Origin of the sequence: Gardnerella sp. Marseille-Q9691 (assembly GCF_046507715.1) — a bacterium.
Classification (GTDB): domain Bacteria; phylum Actinomycetota; class Actinomycetes; order Actinomycetales; family Bifidobacteriaceae; genus Bifidobacterium; species Bifidobacterium greenwoodii.
The window spans coordinates 472,942-490,409 of record NZ_JBKFXI010000001.1 but is presented as its reverse complement, the minus strand read 5'-3'; the positions used below and the strand labels follow the sequence as shown (position 1 = coordinate 490,409).

Genomic DNA, 17,468 nt, shown 5'->3' with positions numbered 1-17,468 from the left:
AAAGTAATTCGTGCGCTGTAAGCTCACACAAGCTTCGCCTACAGCGCTTAAGTTCGCGCTTACTATAGCTTATTCTTTAACACTTTGGTAAAGCGACGAGCCAGATTCCTGGAACTTCTTGCTCATCTCTTTCATGCCGTCAGCAATAGCTTGGTTTCGAGCTTCTTCAACAAGCTGCTCCTGCTGTGCAGCTCCACCAAAGCGCTTACGAATATTTTGCGAAATAGCCATCGAGCAGAACTTTGGTCCGCACATCGAGCAGAAATGCGCCATTTTTGCTGGTTCTGCAGGAAGCGTATCGTCGTGGAAGGCGATTGCGGTATCTGGATCGTAGCTTAAGTTGAACTGATCCAACCAGCGGAACTCAAAACGAGCCTTACTAATAGCGTTGTCGCGATCCATAGCATGTGGATGATGCTTAGCAAGATCAGCCGCATGGCAAGCGATCTTGTACGCAATTACGCCCTGCTTCACGTCGTCCTTGTTAGGCAATCCCAAATGTTCCTTAGGGGTTACGTAGCAAAGCATTGCCGTGCCGTAGCGCGCAATTTCTACGCCACCAATCGCGGAAGTAATGTGATCGTATCCTGGGGCAGTGTCGGTAGTCAAAGGACCAAGCGTATAGAATGGAGCATTCTGGCAAATCGCCTTCTCCATTTCAATATTCATGCGCACAGTATCGAATGGCACGTGGCCAGGGCCTTCAATCATAACTTGTACATCATGCTGCCAAGCGATCTTAGTAAGCTCGCCAAGCGTCATAAGTTCGGAAAGCTGAGCCGCATCGTTTGCATCAGCCAAGCTACCTGGGCGCAAGCCGTCACCCAAAGAGAATGCAACATCGTACTTTGCAAAAATCTCGCACAATTCTTCAAAGTGCGTGTACAAGAAGCTTTCCTGATGATGCTGCAAGCACCATTCAGCCATAATCGAGCCGCCTCGAGAAACAATGCCGGTTACGCGGTTTGCAGTAAGCGGCACGTAGCGAAGAAGCACGCCAGCGTGAATAGTCATGTAGTCAACGCCCTGCTCGCACTGCTCAATAACAGTGTCGCGGAAAAGTTCCCAGCTTAGCTTAGAAGCGTCATCCTCAACCTTTTCCAAAGCCTGGTACATTGGCACAGTGCCGATCGGCACAGGGGAGTTGCGCAAAATCCATTCGCGCGTGGTGTGAATATCGTTACCGGTGGAAAGATCCATAACGGTATCCGCACCCCACTTCGTTGCCCACGTAAGCTTTTCAACTTCTTCGTCAATAGAAGAAGTTACGGCAGAATTGCCCATGTTTGCGTTGAGCTTAGTTAAGAAGCGAGAACCAATAATCATAGGCTCTGCCTCAGGGTGGTTAATATTGCAAGGAATTACAGCACGTCCGGCTGCAAGTTCGGAGCGAACAAGCTCTACGTCGCAATTTTCGCGAGTTGCAACATACTGCATTTCTGGGGTTACGATTCCGTGGCGAGCGTACCACATTTGCGTAATCGGATGATCCGCGCCCTTCATTGGCTTATGCGTGCGACCACGCCATTCTTTAGAAGCCTTACCGCGTTTAATTGCGCGCTTTCCGTCGTCTTGAAGATTGCGCCTGCGACCCTCATATTCCACAACGTCACCACGGTCGCGAATCCAGTCAAGGCGAAGCGGAGCCAAGCCTTCCTTAGGATCGCACTTTGGACCTTCAGTATTGTAATCCTTAAAAGGCGGATTAGGGCCAACGCCAGGAGTATCCGAAAGCTTAATCTCAGTGTATGGAACTTCCAAATCGTAAGAACCGTACTCGTATTCAAAATGAACTGGAGTAGTTTTACGAATATGAGCCTTGTCTCGCTGAGTGCATCCGCGTGACGCAATATCTACACGCTGCTGCTTAGCTAACTTTGCTGCTTCTTTTGCTTCTTTAGCGTTAATAAAAGTTGGTTTCTTTTCTGCAGTTTCTGCAGACTTTTCTTCCTTATTTTCTGCAGAAATTACGCGCTTAGCGTAGCCGTGCTTGCTTTCTCGGCGAACCGACTTCCAGCTTTCAACAAAATCATGCATTGTTGATTCTGGAGTTTGCGAAGCATAAATCGGTTCTGTAACGAAGAAGCCTGCAGCTTTTGTGCGAGCAATCATAGATACGTCTTCAAGCTGAGTTTTTCCGCCAACAAGAACAGGGAAATCGCTTGCGGAGCAAATCGTATTAATTTTTGCTTCGTCCAGCGTTGTGTGATTTGCTTCCAATTCGTAAGAGGCAGTAGAGTTTTCTTGCCCTTCTTCTGGGTTTCGCATTGCTGTTACGCAAATGTAGTCAATGCAACCATCTGGAAGCTCGTTAATAACCTTAACTAAGCTTTCTGTTTCAACTGTTAAACCAATAACAGCATCCTCGCCAAGCAAAGCGCGCGCTTCTCGAGGTTCCATGTCGCTTTGAGCTAAGTGAACGCCGTCAACTTTAATGCTTTGATTTCTAGCCTGCCAAGCAACATCAACTCGCTCGTCAATAACAAAAGTTACTGAATCACACTTGTTATTGTCTTCAATAATTTGCGCAATATCTCGAGCAATAGTTGTGATTTCTTTTGCGCTTTCATTGTTTGCGTGCAAACGAATCAACGTTGCTCCTGCGCGCAAAGCATCATCAACAATATCGGTAAGCGGACGATTATTACAAGCTTTTGGGTCTGCAATAAAGCAGGCGGTGAGATTGAACTGATCACGCATTGATGCGTATGGATAATTCGAGGTCATACTAAAATCGTTGCTCCCTACGTTGTATTAACTAAACAGGTTCGAAGGGTTAGGTTTTGCCTATCTCAGCCTTCTAAAAGAAAGCACCCCTGCAAATGTCGAATTATCAGCCATTTTACACGATTACATGCACTTTTTATTAAAGGCATGTTGCGAAGACTTCGTTCTTGTAAAGTTTTCACAACATGCCTTAGTTTTAAAAGTTAGAGTTTTAAATTTTTAGCGCTCGTGGTGATTTATAGTGCGTGAAATAAAATCTCCCAAGCTTTGCACAATCTGCACAAGAATAATGCAAAGAACCACAGCAACCGTCATAACATCGTACTGGTAGCGCTGGTAGCCGTAGCGTATTGCAATATCTCCAAGTCCGCCAGCTCCAACTGTTCCAGCCATTGCGCTAAAACCAAAAAGCGTTATGAATGTAAGAGCAGCGCCGCGAATAAGCGAAGGCAAAGCTTCCCAAAGCAGCACTTTGCACACAATTTGAAGCTTGCTTGCTCCAAAGCTTTGCGCAGCCTCAATTAAGCTTCCGTCAACTTCTGCCAAAGACTGTTCAACAATTCGCGCCACAAACGGAGCTGCCGTAATAACAAGCGGCACAATAGCGCCTGGAACGCCAAGAGATGTGCCAACAAGTAGGCGAGTGAACGGAATTAAAGCAACAAGAAGAATAATAAACGGAACTGAGCGCACAATATTAACTATCCAGCCAATAACAGCGCTTAAAGTTGCGTTTGGGCAAATGCCTTTTTTGTCCGAAATAATAAGCAGCACACCAATTGGAAGACCAATTGCATAAGCTAAAAGTGTTGCAACAGAAGTCATTACTAAAGTATCTTGCACGCCTTCAATTAGTAAATCGCCGTAGTTGTCAATAAATTGTGTAACAGTTTCAAGCATTTTACTTCACCTCGCTTGCAAGTGTGTAGTTTTCGGTAAAACTCTTCTTATTTCTATGATTTTCTACTTTGTCGTCTGCAATAAGCGTGCGCAAAATATCGCTTTGTGGATTTGCGAAAAGCTCTGCAGTATCTCCTAATTCCACAATATTTCCGCCGTCAATCATTGCCACACGGTCGCAAATATTTCTAGCAACTGCCAACGAGTGCGTAATAATAACGAGCGTCACGTTAAGCTCGCGGTTAATTCGGCGCAATAAGTCAAGTATTTGAGCTGTTGTAGTGGAGTCGAGTGCGCTTGTAGCTTCGTCGCAAAGCATAATCGAAGGATTATTTGCCAAGGCTCGAGCGATTGCTACGCGCTGCTGTTGCCCGCCGGAAAGCTGGCTAGGGTAGCGGTCTGCAAGATTTTGCAAGCCAACTAAGTCAAGCAAATAGTGTGCGCGCTCTTCACGTTCTTTTTTTGGAGTGTGATTTAGTTCAAGCGGAAAAGTTACGTTTCGTAATACTGTTCGCTGCTGGAAAAGACTAAAGTTTTGGAAAATCATTCCAATATTCGCGCGAACTTTAGCAAGCTCTTTATCTTTTACTTCGCTAATATCGTTGCCGTCAATTATAACTTTTCCGGAAGTTGGCCTCTCAAGCAGATTCATGCAGCGCACTAATGAAGATTTACCGGCACCAGAAGAGCCAAGTATTCCGAATACTTCGCCAGATTCAATGGTGAGATTAATATCGTGCAATGCTTCATGCGCTTCGCTACCTTTTCCGTAGCTTTTATGAAGATGTTCAATCTGAATCATGCTTATTCCCTAACAGCTTATTATTCTTAGGATACTTTAGGTAAGTTCAATACTTAACTAAAATATCTACACTACGTATATTACAAACTAAAAAATACTAAAAATACTGCCGCAAAGCACACGCCTTGTGGCAGTATGTGGCTACTTTTTATTCTTTAGAAAACTGGAAGCACAGCGCCCTTATAGTTCTTATTAATATAATCGCGAACTGCACTTGTTTTCAAAGCTTTAATCAAGGCTTTAATCTTAGCCAGCTTTTCTGAACCCTTCTTTACAACAATAATGTTTTCGTAAGTTTTAGCGGCAATGCCACCAACTTTTTCGGAAGTAAGAGGATCCTTAGTTGGGTTAAAACCAGCCTGAATAGCGTAGTTTCCGTTCATTGCAGCAAGATCAACATCCTTAATAGCTGTTGGAACTGCAGACGGGTCAAGCTCCTTGAACTTCAAATTCTTAGGATTGCTCGTAATGTCGTTAACTGTTGATTTTACATCCTTTGGATTCTTCAACTTAATCAAGCCGGCATCCTGAAGAAGCAGAAGTGCGCGAGCTTCATTAGAAGGATCGTTTGGAACTGCAATAGTAGCGCCGTTAGCCAAATCCTTAATGGTTTTTGTCTTTCCCGGGTAAAGTCCAAATGGCTCAAAATGGATTCCTGCAATTGAAATCAGGTGCGAGCCCTTTTCCTTATTGTAGTTGTCCAAGTATGGAAGATGCTGGTAGTAGTTTGCGTCAACTTCACCTTCTTCGGTTGCAGCATTTGGCTGAACGTAGTCGGTGAATTCCTTAACAACAAGCTTGTAACCTTCTTTTTTCAAAACTGGTTTCACAACATTGTTAAGAATTTCCGCATGTGGGGTTGGCGTTGCTGCTATGGTAATTGTCTTATCATCGCCGTTTGCGCCTTTAGTGCTTCCGCATCCGCTTAAAGCAAAAGTTGCGAGTGCTGCGAGTGCTGTGAGTGATGCAATAACTTTAATCCTGCGCATATTTTCTTCTCCTTGGTTTGTTTACCTGTTTGTTTGTTGTGTTTGTTGTTTGTTTTTTTTTTATTTTGTTTTTACGTTTCTCCCCTTCGCGAGTAACGAGTTCTCAATATAGGCCAGAAAAATCAAGAATTCTACAATTTGCTTATTAGTAATATTTATGACGTGTTACTAATCCGCATGCTTACGGCATGGCTGGGGAAAAATAAGTTTTTCAACACGTCGCTTAATTGCGTAACGCATGCTATTAAACTAGTAAATATGAGTTTTTTGCGATTGGCATTAGCGCAGATAGATACCTGCGTTGGAAATATTGATAGCAATGTTGAAAAAGTGGTGAAATACGCAACTTGCGCCGCAAATAATGGTGCGAATATGGTTGTGTTTCCAGAAATGACATTAACCGGATATCCGATTGAAGATCTTGCTTTAAGAGGAACTTTCCGTGCGGTCGCGCAAAAAGCTGCAGAGTCTCTTGCTAAAAAACTTTCGGAAGAAGGCTTGGGTGAGCTTTACGTAGTGGTTGGCACTGTTGGTTTCGACGAGTCTGCCGGAAAGCCTCGTAACCGTCTACTTGTTCTTCACAAAGGCGAATCAGTGCTTCAGTACGATAAGCATTTTTTGCCAAATTACGGCGTTTTTGACGAGTTTCGTATTTTCTCTTCCGGAAATAAGTGCGAAATTTTGCAGATTAATAATATGCGTCTTGGCTTTGCTATTTGTGAAGACATTTGGCAAGATGGCGGACCTGTTGCTCGCTTGGCAGAACTTGGTATTGATGCTCTTATAACAATGAACGGCTCTCCTTACGAGGAAGGTAAAACTCATGTGCGCTTGAACTTGGCTAAAAAGCGTGCTGAGGAAGTTCATGCTCCAGTTGTGTACGTGAATCAGGTTGGTGGTCAAGACGATTTAGTTTTTGACGGCGGAAGTTTTGTTGTTGATGCTGACGGAACTTTGCTTGAGCGCTCGCCAATGTTTGCTGAAGACTTGTCTTTTATTGATTTTGACACTTCGCTTTCTTCTCAAAAAACTTCTAGTATTGCTCCAAAACTAGATTCGGACGAAGAAGTTTACAGCGCTTGCGTTCTGGGTCTTCGCGACTACATGCGTAAAAACGGTTTTAAAGGCGTGTGCTTAGGTCTTTCTGGCGGCATTGATTCAGCTTTAGTTGCAACTATGGCTGCGGACGCGTGTGGCGGCGAAAATGTTCACGGAATTTCCATGCCGAGCATGTATTCTTCTGACGGCTCTAAGGATGATGCGTGCGATTTAGCAAATCGCATTGGTGCTTGCTACGATGTGCAGCCGATTGAGCCTATTTTTAAGGCTTTTCAGTCTCAGCTTGATTTGCAAGGTGTTGCTGCAGAAAACTTGCAGGCTCGCGTTCGTGGAGTAATCGTAATGGCTTACTCAAATTCTCTAGGAGTGTTGGCGCTCGCAACTGGTAATAAATCAGAGCTTGCTTGCGGATATTCAACAATTTATGGAGATGCGGTAGGAGGGTATGCTCCTATTAAAGATTTGCTAAAAACGCGTGTTTGGGCGCTTTCTCGCTGGCGCAATCGTGCAGCTAAAGCTGGAGTAGGCGTTGGAATGTTAAAAATTGTTGGTTTTGAGGATGCTAAAAAGGTGCAAGCTCCTAAAGACGGCATATTGATTCCAGTAAACTCTATTGTTAAACCGCCTAGTGCGGAGCTTCGTCCGGGGCAAAAAGATTCCGATTCTTTGCCTGAATATGAGCTTCTTGACCGTGTTTTACAAGCTCATATTGAGCATGCTCACGGAAGGGCTGATTTGCTTGCCGACGGTTTTGACTCTCATACTGTAGATACGGTTATGCGTTTGGTAGATCGAGCCGAATGGAAGCGCAGGCAGTATCCGTTGGGTCCAAAAGTAAGCGCTATTGCTTTTGGTAGGGATCGCAGAATGCCTGTTACAACCGCTTTTCGCGAATAAAATGTGACATATCTCACTAGATTTCTTGCAAAACTCCTCGCGCACTTTTCTACGTATGCCTTAATATTGTTATTAAGACAGCGTGAAGGTGCGCTGCATTACAAAAGGAGCTTAAAAATGACATCGGTTGATGCTTCCGTTCTCAACGAAGAGGATCTTCGCACCAAAGCTTGGGACGGTTTTGAAAGTGGCAACTGGCAGAAAGATATTGACGTTCGTGACTTCATTTTGAAGAACTATACGCCATATGAAGGCGACGAAAGCTTCTTGGCTAATGCCACAGAAAAAACGAAGCACATGTGGAAGTATCTTGACGACAATTACTTGGCTGTTGAGCGTGAGCGTCGCGTATACGATGTTGAAACTCATATTCCTGCAGGTATTGACGCCATGCCAGCAGGTTATATTGAAAGCCCAGAAGTAGATAACGTAATCGTAGGTCTTCAAACTGATGAGCCTTGCAAGCGCGCTATGATGCCAAACGGCGGTTGGCGTATGGTTGAGCAGGCTATTAAGGAAGCTGGTAAGGAAGTAGATCCTCAAATTAAGAAGATTTTTACCGTTTACCGCAAGACGCATAACGATGGCGTGTTTGGTGTTTACACCAAGAATATTAAGATTGCTCGCCACAACAAGATTCTAACCGGTTTGCCAGATGCTTACGGCCGTGGTCGTATTATTGGCGATTATCGTCGCGTGGCTTTGTACGGCGTGAACATGCTTATTGAGTTCAAGAAGCGTGATAAGGATTCGATTCCATACCGCAACGATTTTACCGAGACTGAAATTGAGCATTGGATTCGCTTCCGCGAAGAGCATGATGAGCAGATTAAGGCTTTGAAGCAGCTTATTAACTTGGGTAACGAGTACGGTTTGGATTTGACTCGTCCAGCACAGACTGCTAAGGAAGCTGTTCAGTGGACTTACATGGGCTACCTTGCTTCTGTTAAGAGCCAGGATGGCGCTGCAATGAGCTTCGGCCGCGTTTCTGCATTCTTTGATTGCTACTTTGAGCGCGATTTGAAGGCTGGTTTAATTAACGAAACCGATGCTCAGGAAATTATTGATGCTCTTGTTATGAAGCTTCGTATTGTGCGCTTCTTGCGTACTAAGGATTACGACGCAATCTTCTCGGGAGATCCTTACTGGGCAACTTGGTCCGATGCAGGCTTTAGCGAGGATGGTCGCACTTTCGTGACCAAGACTTCGTTCCGTCTGCTCAACACTTTGACTCTTGAGCATTTGGGACCGGGTCCTGAGCCAAATATCACCATTTTCTGGGATCCAAAGCTTCCAGAAGCCTACAAGCGTTTCTGCGCACGAATCTCTATTGACACTTCTGCAATTCAGTACGAGTCAGATAAAGACATTCGTGAGCACTGGGGTGATGATGCTGCTATTGCTTGCTGCGTTTCACCAATGCGTGTTGGTAAGCAAATGCAGTTCTTCGCTGCACGCGTGAACTCCGCTAAGGCTTTGCTTTACGCTATTAACGGTGGTCGCGACGAAATGACCGGCATGCAGGTTATTGACAAGGGCGTTATTGAACCAATTCGCCCAGAAGCCGACGGTACTCTCGACTATGAGAAAGTCAAGGCCAACTACGAGAAGGCTTTGGAATGGCTTTCCGAGACTTATATTGAGGCTTTGAACATAATCCACTACATGCACGATAAGTACGCTTACGAGTCCATTGAAATGGCTTTGCACGATAGGGAAGTCTACCGTACGCTTGGTTGCGGTATGTCCGGCTTGTCTATTGCAGCAGATTCTTTGGCTGCCTTGAAGTATGCAAAGGTTTACCCAATCTACAACAAGGATGCTAAGAATACTGAAGGCCACGAGTACGAGTACATCGAAGGCGCAGACGACGATTTGGTGGTCGGCTACAAGACGGTTGGTGAATTCCCAATCTACGGTAACGACGATGATCGCGCCGACGACTTGGCAAAGTGGGTTGTAAGCACAGTTATGGGCCAGGTGAAGCGTTTGCCTGTGTATAGAAACGCCGTGCCAACACAATCAATTTTGACAATTACTTCTAACGTTGAATACGGCAAAAACACCGGTTCTTTCCCATCTGGACACAAAAAAGGCACGCCGTACGCACCAGGCGCAAACCCAGAAAATGGAATGGATTCTCACGGAATGCTTCCATCTATGTTTTCTGTTGGTAAGATTGATTATGACGATGCCCTCGATGGCATCTCACTGACCAACACCATTACTCCTGATGGTTTAGGTCGAGATGAAAGTGAGAGGATTGATAACTTGGTCGGCATTCTGGATGCTGGCAACGGTCACGGACTGTACCACGCAAACATTAACGTGTTGCGTAAGGAACAGCTCGAGGATGCAGTTGAACATCCAGAAAAGTACCCGCATTTGACGGTGCGAGTTTCTGGCTACGCGGTTAACTTCGTGAAGCTCACTAAGGAACAGCAGCTCGACGTTATTTCTCGTACGTTCCATCAAGGATCAGTCTCTGACTGACTCATCTAATCTATGAGCGCCGGGAGCGAGCTTAGCTTCGCTCCCGGTTTACTTATTTGCACAACGGTTAGACGCAAGTTTACTGTTGCAACAGTTACACATTGCAATAGTTACACATTGCAATAGTTACACACAGCTAAATAAGTTTGGAGGGCAGAAAAGTGGTTGAAAATACAGCGTTTCGTACTACTACTCAGCATATGCTCAAAGAGTCAAAAGAGTATGCTCGTCAAACTTTAATGGGTGGACTTTCCGGCTTTGAATCTCCAATTGGGCTAGATCGTAAAGATCGCCTTGTTGCTCTTAAAACAGGCGATATTGGGTTTGTGCATTCGTGGGATATTAACACTTCTGTTGATGGCCCGGGAACTCGTATGACAGTGTTTATGAGTGGTTGCCCGCTGCGCTGCCAGTATTGCCAGAATCCTGATACTTGGAAAATGCGCGACGGCAAGCCAGTCTACTTAGATGCGATGATTAAAAAAGTAGACCGTTATCAAAGTCTTTTTAAGGCAACAGGTGGCGGAATCACTTTTTCTGGCGGAGAATCCATGATGCAACCAGCTTTTGTATCTAGAGTTTTTCGTGCTGCAAAAGAAATGGGCGTGCATACTTGCTTGGACACTTCCGGCTTTTTGAATCGTAATTATACGGACGAAATGATTGAAGACATTGATCTTTGCCTTCTTGACGTTAAATCCGGAACTGAAGAAACGTATAAAAAAGTAACTGGCGGCTTACTTCAGCCAACTATTGATTTTGGTCAGCGCTTGGCGAAGGCTGGTAAGAAGATTTGGGTGCGTTTTGTGCTCGTTCCAGGTTTGACCGACAGCGAAGAAAACGTTGAAAAAGTTGCCGAAATTTGCGATTCGTTTGGGGATGCTGTTGAGCATATTGACGTGCTTGGCTTCCATCAGCTAGGCCGCCCAAAGTGGCATGAGCTTAGGATTCCGTACCCTCTTGAGAATCAAAAAGGACCTTCTAGGGCGCTTAAAGAGCGAGTTGTAAACCAGTTCAAAGACCACGGTTTTGTTGTGTATTGAATCTAAATATGCGCATTGAATTGTCGAAGTGCTTAAATTATAGCGCTCTGTAAGTTGTAATAATTCTGTTAAGAGCGCATTTTTCTATATTTACATTTTTTTTTGTTTATGATAGAATTTCGACAATACTGTTATAGGCAAAGGAGCTTATCGTGAAGAAGTTGAAGGAATTGAAGGAATATTGTACTTGGAATCGCGCGCATACTGTGGCTTTGGTTGCTGTGGTTGTTTCGCTTATTTTTTATGTGACTGTTCTTGCTTCCGCTCCTTACGCATTAGTGCATAGTAGTCATTTAAGTGTTTCAGTTGCGTGTGGTCCAGCAGTTTTACTTGTTGTAATATTTTTTGTTATTCAATCGTTATTTGCTATGATGCGTTCCAGAAGCTTAACGTTGCCGATAATCACATCGATATTAAGCGTGTTATGTGGCATACTTTTCGACATTTTTCTTGCGTCTTATCCTTATGTAGGCAGTAATCTTTCTTTCGGCTTGTTAATACTTGCGCTTCTAATTATTGCTTTTGGCGGAATTATTGGTACCTTGGTTGGTTACGCTTTTGGATATTACGTTTTGGATGCTGTTAAAGAGTATTGTTTGCGTAAAACAGATTTTATGAAAGAAGATAGTTGGATTTCTAAGCATAAGATTCTTGCTGGCTGCTGGTTTACTTTAGTTATTGGCTATATTGCTTCTACAGTACTCGTGCTATTGAGCGATGGAATAGGTATTATGATTTCGCTTATGATATTCCCGTTCTTGCTTATGGCCGGAGTGTGCGTGTGCGCTGGAATGGCTGGCAAAGGCGGATGGATTGTTGTGCTTGTAGGCATTATTTACGACGCGCTTTTAGTGTATTTTGCAGTACCTCTGCATTTGCTCGGTTTACCATGCGGTTCTAAGAATTTAGCTGAGAATGTGTGCTTTAGTCTTGGCTCAATATCGTTAAGATTCTTCTATTTGGACGCATCGTATTTCCTTACTGCAATGCTTCCAACCTTAGTTATAAGCGTATTAGGTTTTGCGATTACTCGAGGAATACTATTGTTGCGTAAATCTCGTAATTAGAATATCCGGTTGCGTTACTCGCTGTAGCAATGTGCAAACTATGTGTGTAATATTGCGTATAGTTTTAAGTGCATGTGTTTGCTAAGCGTACAATCAGGAGGCTTTCTTGAACGAGGAACCAAAGCTTTTAAAAGAGCCGCGAGAAGGTGTTCCAGAAGTCATTGATACGCTTGAATCATATAAAGAGTATTGCAGTTTGTTGGCAGCAGGCTCTGGGCCTTTGGCTGCGGACGCTGAGCGAGCTTCCGGTTTTCGCTACAATCATGAAGATTGGTTGATTCAATTTAAACGCAAGGGTGCAGGAATTGGATTGCTTGATCCTGTGGCTCTTAAAAATCTCGGTGTTGATTGGCATGAGTTTAACGAGGCAATAGGGGATTCGCCTTGGATTATTCACGACTCTATGCAAGATTTGCCAGGATTTTTCGACATTGGTTTGCGCCCGCGTGACTTATTTGATACTGAAATCGCGGCTAAATTACTTGGCAGAAAGCGCTTCGGCTTAAGTTCTGTAACTGAATATTATTTGGGTTTGACGCTCGCAAAAGAACATTCTGCAGCGGACTGGTCTTATCGTCCTCTTCCTCGAGATTGGCGAAATTACGCGGCTTTAGACGTTGAGTTGCTAATCGAACTAGAAGAAGTTATGCGCGGTGAGCTTAAAAAGCAGGGAAAATTTGACTGGGCTAAAGAAGAATTTAAGCACTTGCTTATAAAGGGTGCGCAAAAGAAAGCGCCTCATCCGCGTCCGTGGCTTAAAATTTCGCATATAAATGTTCTTATGCACGATCGTGTTGGCTTAATAATTGCAAAAGACTTGTGGCAAGAGCGTGACGCTTTAGCTCAAAAATACGATATTGCGCCTACGCTTTTGCTTTCTGACGCAGCAATTATTGAAGCTGGAAAGCGTAAGCCGCGTAATGCTCGCGATTTTCGTTCTATTCGTTCGCTAAACGAGCGTGTGCGCATTCACACAGGCAGCGAACAAGACAAAATGTTTGAACGTTACGCGCCAATTCAGCGCAAAATTAAGCCATCTCTTTGGAAGAATATTATTGAAAAAGCGCTTAATCGTGCAAAATCTGGCGAAACAGCTATGGATGATTTTTCGGAAATTGCGCATAATGATTCTGACGATTTTAAAGATTCTAAAAGTTTGCAGCAGTCTCAAGACGCGCAATCTGCCCCTCGCTCAATGCGCTATTGGAAAGATCATCATCCTGCTAGATATGAGCGTTTGCAACGAATTCGAGCAGTTCTTACAAGTATTTCGCAAGACACGCATACTCCAGTAGAAGTTATTATTAAACCGCAAATTATTCGTAACTTATGTTGGTGCGAAAATATTACGGATGTTGACGTTTATTCCTTCTTTTTGGAACAAGGCGCTAGGCCATGGCAAGTTGCACTTATTGCTGAGTCCGTAACTCGCGCTATCATGTAACGGTTGTGCCATACGGCAGAAGGTAGAAAACGTAATTTCAGGAGCGCAAGCGTGAAAATCAGCGTCAGGAATCTTGAGCCAACTAAGGTTAAGCTCACTATCACCGCAGATCTCGAAGACTTCAAGCCATTCTTGGATGAGGCTCGTAAGGAGATTGCAAAGCAAATTAACGTGCCAGGTTTCCGTAAGGGTCATGTACCGGGCAAGATTGTAGATCAGCGTGTCGGTTTTGCAGCCGTTGCTGGTGAAGCCGTTAATTCCGCTGTACCAGAGCTTTATTCCAATGCTTTGGAAGAAAAGAAGATTCACCCAATGGATCAGCCAGAGTTCGACGTTCAGGAAGTTCCAACGTCTACTGAAGCTGATGCAACTCTTAAGTTTGTTGCAACCGTTGAGCGTCGTCCAGAGTTCAAGCTGAACAAGTTCAAGGGCGTTGAGATTGAAGTTGAGAAGCCAAAGGTTTCCGACAAGGATGTTAAGGCTCGTTTGGAAGCTCTTCGTCAGCGTTTCGCAACTTTGGTTGGCGTTGATCGTCCAGCTACTAAGGGTGATTACACCAATATTGATTTGGAAGCTCGCATTAACGATGAAGTTGTTGACGCTCAGGAAGGCGTTAGCTACGAAATCGGTTCCGGCGTTTTGCTTGACGGCTTGGATGAGGCTTTGGATAGCCTTTCTGCCGGCGAAGAAACCACTTTTGAAGGCAAGCTTGAGTCCGGTAAGCATAAGGGCGAGAATGCTCAGATTAAGGTTAAGGTTAATTCCGTAAAGACTCAGGAATTGCCAAAGCTTGATGATGATTTCGCTCAGGAAGCTTCCGAGTTTGACACTTTGAAGGAATTGAAGGAAGAAATTCGCAAGTCTTGCGAGCAGGCTGCTGAAGGTCGTCAGGCCACCAACGCTCGTGACGCATTCCTTGTTAAGCTTCAGGAAGAAGTTGAAATTCCTGTGCCAAAGGGTGTTTTGGACAAGGCTGTTGCTGAGCATTTGAAGGGCATGACCCCAGATCCTGAAAAGGCTACTAAGAAGCAGAAGGATGAAGCTCAGAAGGCTGCAGAAAAGGAAATTCGCGACCAGATGGTTCTCGATGCTTTGGCTGAGCAGATGGACGTATCCGTTTCTCAGGCAGATGTCACTAACTTCTTGATTTCTGTTGCTCAGCAGTACGGCATGGATCCAAACCAGTTCATCAATGCAATCGTGAACAACGGTCAGCTTGGTTCCGCTATTCAGGAAGTTGCTCGTTCTAAGGGCTTGCTTGCTGGTATGCGCGCTGTAAAGTTTGTTTCTGAAGGCGAGGCTCTTGATTTGAGCGCATTCTTGTCTGAGGAAGATGAAGAAAGCGAAAGCGTAGAAGCTGCAACTAAGGCTGCTGCTGTTGCTGACGAGCTTTCCAAGTAGAAGTAACTAAGTTCTACGTTACTTTGTAACGGCTTTAAGTAAGACCTGGCGGAATTATTCTTCTGCCGGGTCTTATTTATAGGGTCTTATTTATAGCTTAACTAACTAATCAAAGGGCTAATTTACGTAAGAATTGCGAGAAGTTATGGATAGTAGCGCTGAAACTAAGTCTGAATCTGGTTGCAGATTTGGCGGTTTACTTAATCTCGCAATTCGAGTAGCACAATTTGCTGCAGCTTCTATTATTATCGGCATTCTTGCCGGCTTAGGAGCAACAGTTCTTACGCTTATTCTTTACGCAGTACAATACCTTGCTTTTGGCTCAATTGAATCTGCTGAAAACACTGTATTTTCAGGGCTTCCTTGGTATCGCTACGTGCTATCTACAACCATTTCAATGACTATTGCTGCACTGGCTTGGTATTTTTTGCGCAAAAGAGAGAATCATCCTCGTATTGTTACAATTCCGCAAGCTGTTTTCGGAAGCATTATGCCAATTTTTTCTACTATTGCACATGTTTTGCTGCAAATCGGAATTGTTGGTTCTGGAATTTCAATAGGCAGGGAAGTAGCTCCGCGAGAATTGGCTGCAATGATTGCTCAGCGTTACAGCCATATTTTTCATGTGTCTCACAAAACTCAGCGCGTACTTATTGCTTCTGCTGCTGGAGCTGGATTGGCGGCAGTGTATCACGCGCCTTTAGCTGGCACTGTGCTTGCATTAGGTTTGCTTAGTAAAACTCAAGGTCTTGGTCTTTACGCGTGGTTAAATCGCGAAAATGGTCCTGTAGCGGTTAATGTAGTTAAAAATATTGCGCAATCGGAGCGCATGTATTGCTTGCCTTTTGCTCTTGTTATGAACTATGTTGCCACGTTTGTTGCAGAATTTTTACTGCATCATTCCAAATACTACAATATTTCGCAATTTTCTTGCACGATTTCTTGGCAAATTTTTGTTTTAGCTGTTGCTGTTGGCATAGTGTGTGGCTTATTTGGTTGTGTTTTTCGCTTGGGTATTATTTGGTGTCGCACTCATGCTTTGCGCGGCGTAAAAATGCTGTGTTTTATGCCAATAGCCGGCTTACTTATTGGTGTTATAGCTTGTCGTTTTCCGCATATTATGGGCAATGGTAGGTCGCTTGCTCAGCTTGCTTTTTCTGTATCAAGCTTTCCGCATGTGGCAGCTAGTGCGAATATTACGATTGTTTTGCTGATTCTTGCAATGATTAAAATGCTTGCTACTTTGCTTGTTTTGCGCTACGGTGCTTCCGGCGGCGTGCTGCAGCCTAGTATTTCATCGGGTGCTTGCATTGGGCTTGTTGTGTGCGCTGTAAGTATGAAACTTCCTATTGGAAGCGTTCTTATAAACCAGCCTAATGTATTGATATTGTCTGCTATTTTTGGCGCAGCAAGTCTATTGGCTGCAAGCCGAAAATCATTATGGTTTGCGCTTTTACTTGTGGCGCAACTAGTGAATGTTCCGCTTATTATGATCGTTCCGATGATTGTTTCCTGCGCTGCTGCACGAAGTGTAACGTTGCTGCCGAGAATTTTTAGACGCAAATAAAATATGCGCCTTTGCTAATTCAATTAGTAGCAAAAGCGCATACTTGCATATTGCATATCTGTATATTATTTACTCATCAATAAAGTCATCTTTATAAATAACGCTGTCGTCGTCATTTAAAATAGTGTAATACAAGTGTATTGGAGAGCTGACCTTATTCTTAGCTTCTTCAACTGCTGGGAACAGATTTGAAAGGAAAAGCCTGTCAGAGAAAGTAGCTTCAGCCTTTGAAATTGCATTGTCAGGTACACGATCTTTGAATTTAATAGTTATATTGAGGTTATCTCCCTGAGCATCAAACGTTGCGGATATGTCATCATCGCCTCTTTCTTCAAAGTCTGATGTATGGCAATTCACATACTCTTCAATGTTTGCGCTTTTTTCTGCAGAGCAATTGTAATGTGATTTAAAAGCGCCTGAGATTAATCCGCCGAAAAGTATTACTGCTAGTATAATAGCAGCAATTATAGCAATTCTTTTCTTATGCTCATCTGCTAGTGTCGTATTTACGAAACTTATTACTTGTTGCTGAACATTTTTATATGTTTTTATTAAATTATCGCTGTTTATGTAATTGTTTATTGGATTATTGTTATTCTGGTAGCCATTATTCTGGTAAGTATTGTTCTGGTATCCATTCTGGTAGTCGTTCTGGTAGTCGTTCTGGTAAGTATCGTTCTGGTAAGTATCGTTCTGGTAGTAATTCTGGTAGTAATTCTGGTATCCATTCTGGTAGTCGTTCTGGTATCCATTATTCTGGTAAGTATTGTTCTGATAAGTATTTGCTGGATTTGCATTATTTGTGTAATCGTTGCTCTGATTGTTATTATTTGCTTCTGCATTCGGAGGGTAATTGTTGCTTGGTAAGTTGTTAGAATCCATGACTTCTCCTCTTTGAGCGAATTTGCATTAATAAAAAATATACTAAACATTTTATATCAATCTGTATAATAGTTGAATAATTATCTGAATCGATTCGTAAAAATTCAGTCTAGAATATTTCGCTGATTCGCTGCATACTATATTTTCTATACGGTCACGCGCACACGATAATCTAGGAATACTTAAGTTTATGGTAA

General features: G+C 43.6%; 12 protein-coding genes and 1 riboswitch. Of the genes, 7 read left to right on the top strand and 5 right to left on the bottom strand.

Annotated elements, in window-relative coordinates:
• Nucleotides 1-69 precede the first annotated feature (69 nt).
• From thiC to ACLD6A_RS02010, 4 genes are all read right to left on the bottom strand, one after another.
• A complete protein-coding gene (gene thiC, locus ACLD6A_RS02025; RefSeq protein ID WP_410313433.1) occupies nt 70-2,727 on the bottom strand; it encodes a phosphomethylpyrimidine synthase ThiC in 2,658 nt (885 codons plus the stop codon).
• Nucleotides 2,725-2,828, bottom strand: a riboswitch (TPP riboswitch). Its footprint overlaps the gene before it by 3 nt.
• 118 nt (nt 2,829-2,946) lie before the next feature.
• On the bottom strand, nt 2,947-3,627 hold the full coding sequence (locus ACLD6A_RS02020; RefSeq protein ID WP_004135189.1) for a methionine ABC transporter permease: 681 nt from the start codon (nt 3,625-3,627) through the stop codon (nt 2,947-2,949).
• 1 nt (nt 3,628) lies between these two features.
• A complete protein-coding gene (locus tag ACLD6A_RS02015) occupies nt 3,629-4,429 on the bottom strand; it encodes a methionine ABC transporter ATP-binding protein (RefSeq protein WP_410313432.1) in 801 nt (266 codons plus the stop codon).
• Nucleotides 4,430-4,584: 155 nt separating this feature from the next.
• On the bottom strand, nt 4,585-5,418 hold the full coding sequence (locus ACLD6A_RS02010) for a MetQ/NlpA family ABC transporter substrate-binding protein (protein WP_410313431.1): 834 nt from the start codon (nt 5,416-5,418) through the stop codon (nt 4,585-4,587).
• Nucleotides 5,419-5,676: 258 nt separating this feature from the next.
• Between ACLD6A_RS02010 and ACLD6A_RS02005 the strand changes: the two genes are divergently transcribed.
• The 7 genes from ACLD6A_RS02005 to ACLD6A_RS01975 all read left to right on the top strand — a co-directional run bounded on the left by ACLD6A_RS02005 (nt 5,677) and on the right by ACLD6A_RS01975 (nt 16,389).
• Nucleotides 5,677-7,374: an NAD+ synthase gene (locus ACLD6A_RS02005; RefSeq protein ID WP_410313430.1), complete on the top strand. Its 1,698-nt coding sequence runs from the start codon at nt 5,677-5,679 to the stop codon at nt 7,372-7,374.
• A gap of 117 nt (nt 7,375-7,491) precedes the next feature.
• The gene (gene pflB / locus ACLD6A_RS02000) at nt 7,492-9,867 is read left to right on the top strand and encodes a formate C-acetyltransferase (RefSeq protein WP_004137380.1); all 2,376 of its coding nucleotides are present in this window, start codon (nt 7,492-7,494) and stop codon (nt 9,865-9,867) included.
• A 161-nt stretch (nt 9,868-10,028) separates the two neighbouring features.
• The gene (pflA, locus tag ACLD6A_RS01995; RefSeq protein WP_004127262.1) at nt 10,029-10,910 is read left to right on the top strand and encodes a pyruvate formate-lyase-activating protein; all 882 of its coding nucleotides are present in this window, start codon (nt 10,029-10,031) and stop codon (nt 10,908-10,910) included.
• 152 nt (nt 10,911-11,062) lie between these two features.
• On the top strand, nt 11,063-11,977 hold the full coding sequence (locus ACLD6A_RS01990; RefSeq protein WP_410313429.1) for a hypothetical protein: 915 nt from the start codon (nt 11,063-11,065) through the stop codon (nt 11,975-11,977).
• A 106-nt stretch (nt 11,978-12,083) separates the two neighbouring features.
• Nucleotides 12,084-13,421 carry an HRDC domain-containing protein gene (locus tag ACLD6A_RS01985; protein ID WP_410313428.1) on the top strand — a complete coding sequence of 446 codons (1,338 nt, stop codon included), beginning with the start codon at nt 12,084-12,086 and terminating at the stop codon, nt 13,419-13,421.
• A gap of 51 nt (nt 13,422-13,472) precedes the next feature.
• Nucleotides 13,473-14,822 carry a trigger factor gene (gene tig / locus ACLD6A_RS01980; protein ID WP_004135179.1) on the top strand — a complete coding sequence of 450 codons (1,350 nt, stop codon included), beginning with the start codon at nt 13,473-13,475 and terminating at the stop codon, nt 14,820-14,822.
• 145 nt (nt 14,823-14,967) lie between these two features.
• Nucleotides 14,968-16,389: a chloride channel protein gene (locus tag ACLD6A_RS01975; RefSeq protein WP_410313427.1), complete on the top strand. Its 1,422-nt coding sequence runs from the start codon at nt 14,968-14,970 to the stop codon at nt 16,387-16,389.
• Between the two features lie 69 nt (nt 16,390-16,458).
• Here ACLD6A_RS01975 and ACLD6A_RS01970 read toward each other — a convergent pair whose 3' ends face one another.
• Nucleotides 16,459-17,271, bottom strand: a complete 813-nt coding sequence (locus tag ACLD6A_RS01970; protein WP_410313426.1) for a hypothetical protein — start codon at nt 17,269-17,271, stop codon at nt 16,459-16,461.
• Nucleotides 17,272-17,468 lie beyond the last annotated feature (197 nt).